This window comes from Qipengyuania sp., from assembly GCF_042095715.1.
Classification (GTDB): Bacteria; Pseudomonadota; Alphaproteobacteria; order Sphingomonadales; family Sphingomonadaceae; genus Qipengyuania.
This window is the reverse complement of sequence record NZ_JBELMO010000127.1, coordinates 1-4,342: the sequence shown is the minus strand read 5'-3', so window position 1 is coordinate 4,342 and position 4,342 is coordinate 1. Positions and strand designations below refer to the sequence as shown.

5 protein-coding genes are annotated in these 4,342 nt (G+C 64.5%); 3 read left to right on the top strand and 2 right to left on the bottom strand.

Translation table 11 applies throughout. The features are described from left to right. Together ACFDTG_RS16290 and ACFDTG_RS16285 are read right to left on the bottom strand one after the other, a co-directional pair. Window positions 1-1,079, bottom strand: a 1,079-nt coding sequence (locus tag ACFDTG_RS16290) for an AAA family ATPase (protein ID WP_375291978.1), incomplete at its 3' end; no start/stop codon positions are given. A gap of 142 nt (window positions 1,080-1,221) precedes the next feature. Next, window positions 1,222-1,422 carry a DUF1192 family protein gene (locus ACFDTG_RS16285; RefSeq protein WP_375291977.1) on the bottom strand — a complete coding sequence of 67 codons (201 nt, stop codon included), beginning with the start codon at window positions 1,420-1,422 and terminating at the stop codon, window positions 1,222-1,224. Between the two features lie 110 nt (window positions 1,423-1,532). Here ACFDTG_RS16285 and ACFDTG_RS16280 point away from each other — a divergent pair, with 110 nt between their 5' ends. The 3 genes from ACFDTG_RS16280 to ACFDTG_RS16270 all read left to right on the top strand — a co-directional run. After that, window positions 1,533-2,513: an NAD(P)H-quinone oxidoreductase gene (locus ACFDTG_RS16280; RefSeq protein ID WP_375291976.1), complete on the top strand. Its 981-nt coding sequence runs from the start codon at window positions 1,533-1,535 to the stop codon at window positions 2,511-2,513. A 123-nt stretch (window positions 2,514-2,636) separates the two neighbouring features. Continuing rightward, window positions 2,637-3,587: a UDP-2,3-diacylglucosamine diphosphatase gene (locus tag ACFDTG_RS16275; protein WP_375291975.1), complete on the top strand. Its 951-nt coding sequence runs from the start codon at window positions 2,637-2,639 to the stop codon at window positions 3,585-3,587. Next, window positions 3,584-4,342 (top strand): glycosyltransferase (locus tag ACFDTG_RS16270; protein ID WP_375291974.1); only part of this gene is annotated, 759 nt, incomplete at its 3' end. The genes ACFDTG_RS16275 and ACFDTG_RS16270, both read left to right, overlap by 4 nt.

Here is a 4,342-nt window from a genome sequence, read left to right as displayed (position 1 = left end):
GGCTCGTTCACGTCGATCTTCTGGAACCGGCGCAGCAGCGCGCGATCCTTCTCGAAGTGATTGCGAAATTCCTTGTAGGTGGTGGATCCGATGCAGCGGATCGCCCCGCTGGAAAGCGCGGGCTTGAGCAGATTGGACGCATCCATCGCCCCGCCGCTGGTCGCGCCCGCGCCGATCACGGTATGGATCTCGTCGATGAACAGCACCGCCTCGGGCATCTTTTCCAGTTCGGAGACGACCTGCTTGAGCCGCTCCTCGAAATCGCCGCGATAGCGCGTGCCAGCGAGCAGCGCGCCCATGTCGAGCGAATAGATGACCGCGTCCTCCAGAACCTCGGGAACCTCGCCCTCCACGATCTTGCGCGCCAGACCTTCGGCGATGGCGGTCTTGCCCACGCCCGGATCGCCCACATAGAGCGGATTGTTCTTGGACCGGCGGCACAGGATCTGGATTGTCCGGTCCACTTCCGGCCCCCGGCCGATCAGCGGATCGATCTTGCCGGTTTCCGCCTTGGCGTTGAGGTTGACCGTGAACTGGTCGAGCGCGGTTTCCTTCTTGCCGCCCTTGGCCTCGGCCTTGTCGTCGCCGCCGCTCTGCTCTTCCGCCGCGCCCTGCGGCGACTTCGATTCGAGCTGCTTGCCGCCCTTGCCGATGCCGTGGCTGATATAGCTGACCGCATCCAGCCGGCTCATGTCCTGTTGCTGCAGAAAATAGACGGCATAGCTGTCGCGTTCGGAAAACAGCGCCACCAGCACGTTGGCGCCGGTCACGGTATCCTTGCCGCTGGTCTGGACATGCAGGATCGCGCGCTGGACCACCCGCTGGAACCCGGCGGTGGGCTGCGGATCGCTGCTGTCGCCCGATTGCAGGCTCTGGTATTCCTGCTCCAGATACTGGCGCACCACCGCGCCCAGCTCGTCGAGGTCGACGCCGCAGGCGGTCATGACGCGCGCCGCGTCCTCGTCATCGATCAGCGCGAGCAGAAGGTGCTCGAGCGTGGCGTATTCATGGCGACGCTCCGATGCGTCGGCCAGCGCCTGGTGCAGGGTCTTTTCGAGATTGGCTGCAAAACTGGGCATGTTCGGCTAGGTCTTTCGTGTCGCGCCGCCGATAAGGCCGACGGCCGGGGAGCGGCAGGCGGGGGAGCGATGCCGCATGGTCTTGGATGACCCTGATATGGGAACGATGAACCGGCTTGCCAGAGGCCCGCTCATGGTCCCGCTAGTCCTTCCGCCCGAACAGGGCATCCGCCGCCTCGCGATGCGCGGCGGCAGTCAGGCGATGTTTCTCGACCCGGGCGATCTCGCGCTCCAGCAGGGCGAGCCGTTCCTTCAACTCCTCCTGTGAATAGGGGCTGAGATCCTCGCCAGCGAGCAGGCTGGCCGCATCGCCTCGGGGGCGGGGACTCGCATCGTCGTCCATCGTCCTGCATTGTTCTCCGCACTCGGCTTGCTGTCAATGGCGCCGCTCGCTACCTCGCCTCAATTGTCTTTGCAGGATCACCGCGCCCTATGCCCGAATTGCCCGAAACGATGACTGCAATGGGCTTCGATGCGCCCGGTGGACCGGACGTGTTGCGTCCCGAGACGCTTCCGGTGCCCGAACCGGGCGAAGGTCAGGTGCTGATCAAGGTCGCCTTCGCCGGGGTCAACCGGCCCGACGTGATTCAGCGCCAAGGGTTCTATCCGCCGCCACCCGGCGCCTCGCCCATCCCCGGTCTGGAGATTTCGGGCACGGTGGTCGCGATCGGCGACGGGGTTGAACCGGAACTGCTGAATCAGGAGGTGTGCGCGCTGGTCACCGGCGGGGGCTATGCCGAATATTGTCTGGCGGTGGCGGCGCACTGTCTCCACGTACCCGAAGGACTCTCGCTGGCGGAGGCTGCCGCCATCCCCGAAACGCTGTTTACGGTGTGGCACAATGTCTTCGAGCGCGGCTTTGCGCGCGAGGGTGAGACGCTGCTGATCCATGGTGGTACCAGCGGCATCGGCACCATGGCGATCATGCTGGCCAAGGCATTCGGCCTGTCCGTGATCGTGACCTGTGGAACGGACGAAAAATGTGGCGAAGCGCGCGAGGTCGGCGCCGATATCGCCATTAATTACAAGACCCAAGACTTCGTCGAACATGCCCGCGCCTTTACCGACGGCAAGGGAGTCAACGTCGTGCTGGATATGGTCTCGGGCGATTACGTGGCCCGCAATATCGAATGCCTGGCGGAAGAGGGGCGGCACGTTACCATCGCGGTGCTGGGCGGGGCCAAGGCCGAAATCAACATGGCCAAGGTTATGACCAAGCGGCTGACTTTGACCGGGTCCACGCTGCGCGCCCGGCCGGACAGCTTCAAGGCAATGCTGGCAGACGAAATCCATGCCAATGCCTGGCCACTGGTCGAAGAAGGCGCCCTGCGCCCGGTGATGGACCAGACTTTCCCGCTGGCCGAAGCGGGAGCGGCGCATGCGCGCATGGAAGACGGCGACCACATCGGGAAGATCGTGCTGGCGGTGGGGTAAAGGTCGATTTTTGTGGCGGTTTGCCGGAGAATGTCCCGGAACTGTCACCCCATCGTGAATCGCCTGTAACAATTGGCGGTTATCGCGGTCGGACGTTTTCGGAACCCCGGGGGTTTTTCGACCATGACCGACAGCGCTTCGAATGACCGTACCAGCCCTGGCGATGCGGCGGATATCGCGTCGCTAGCCCGGGTCGCCTCCTTTCCGCTCCAGCCGGTGACGGTGCCGGAGCCAGAAGGGCACACCCGCCGGCGGTATCGCACGATCTGGATCAGCGACGTGCACCTTGGCACCAAGGGGTGCAACGCCAGGCTGCTGATCGATTTCCTCGACCATACCGACAGCGACACCATGTATCTGGTGGGCGACATCATCGACGGCTGGCGGCTGAAGAAGAAGCTGTTCTGGCCGCCCGAACACAACGACATCGTCTGGCGGGTGCTGAAACGCGCGAAACGCGGGACGCGCGTAGTCTATATTCCCGGTAATCACGACGAAGTGGTACGTCAGTTCGCCGGCCTCAATTTCGGCGGGATCGAGATCCTGCGCGCCGCTTTCCACACCACTGCCGACGGGCGGCGGCTGATGGTGCTGCATGGCGACGAATTCGACGCCATCATGCTGTCGCACCGCTGGCTCGCCTTCGTGGGCGATGCGCTCTATCACCTGATGATGGGGCTGAACGGCTGGGTAAACATGGCGCGCAAGGCGCTGGGCATGCCCTATTGGTCGCTAAGCAAGGCAGCCAAGCACAAGGTCAAGAACGCCGTCGAATTCATCTCCAAATTCGAAGAGATCGTGGCCCGCGCCGCCGGGGAACGCGGGGTGGACGGGGTAGTGTGCGGGCACATCCATACCGCCGAAATCCGCGATTTCGAGCATGACGGCAAGACCGTGCAGTATTTCAACGACGGCGATTGGGTGGAAGGCTGCACCGCGCTGGTCGAACATTTCGACGGGCGAATGGAATTGCTCCACTGGCCGGAAGAGGTGGCCCGTCGCCACGCGGCAGAATCGGCGGATGCCGAAACGAAGTTGCCGTTCGCTCCCGGGCCGGAGCGGGAGGCCGCATGACGGCGCCGCTCCGGATCGATGTGGCGGGCGCCCGTGCGCGGCCCCTCCCGCACCGGATTGCGATCGTCACCGATGCCTGGACCCCGCAGATGAACGGGGTGGTGCGGACGATGACGACCACCTGCGAGATCTTGCGCGAGCGCGGGCACGAACTGCTGGTGATTTCGCCGGATCAGTATCGATCCGTCCCCTGTCCCACCTATCCTGAAATCCGTCTCGCGCTGGCAGCGCCGCGGGCGATCGCCCGGCGACTCGAAGCCTTCGCACCGGATGCGATCCACATCGCCACCGAAGGGCCGTTGGGCGCGATAGCGCGCAGACATTGCATCGCGCAGAGCCGGCTGTTTACGACCGCCTACCACACCCAGTTTCCCGCCTATGTCGCGGAGCGCACGCGCCTGCCCGACAGCTGGTTCTGGAACTACATCCGCTGGTTTCACCGCCCGGCGGAACGGATCATGGTCGCCACCCCCTCCATCCGAGCGGAGCTGGCCGAGCACGGGCTTGCGCACACGCATGAATGGAGCCGAGGCGTCGATCTCGCACAGTTTACGCCCGACGCGCTGCCACCGCCCGAATTCGCCGCGCTCGAGCGGCCGATCCAGCTCTATGCCGGGCGGGTCGCGGTCGAAAAGAACATCGGCGCCTTCCTCGATTCGGGGCATCCGGGAAGCAAGGTCGTGGTCGGCGACGGTCCCGCGCTGGCGCAATTTCAACGGCAATACCCCGGGGTGCTGTTCATGGGCCGCCGCGAT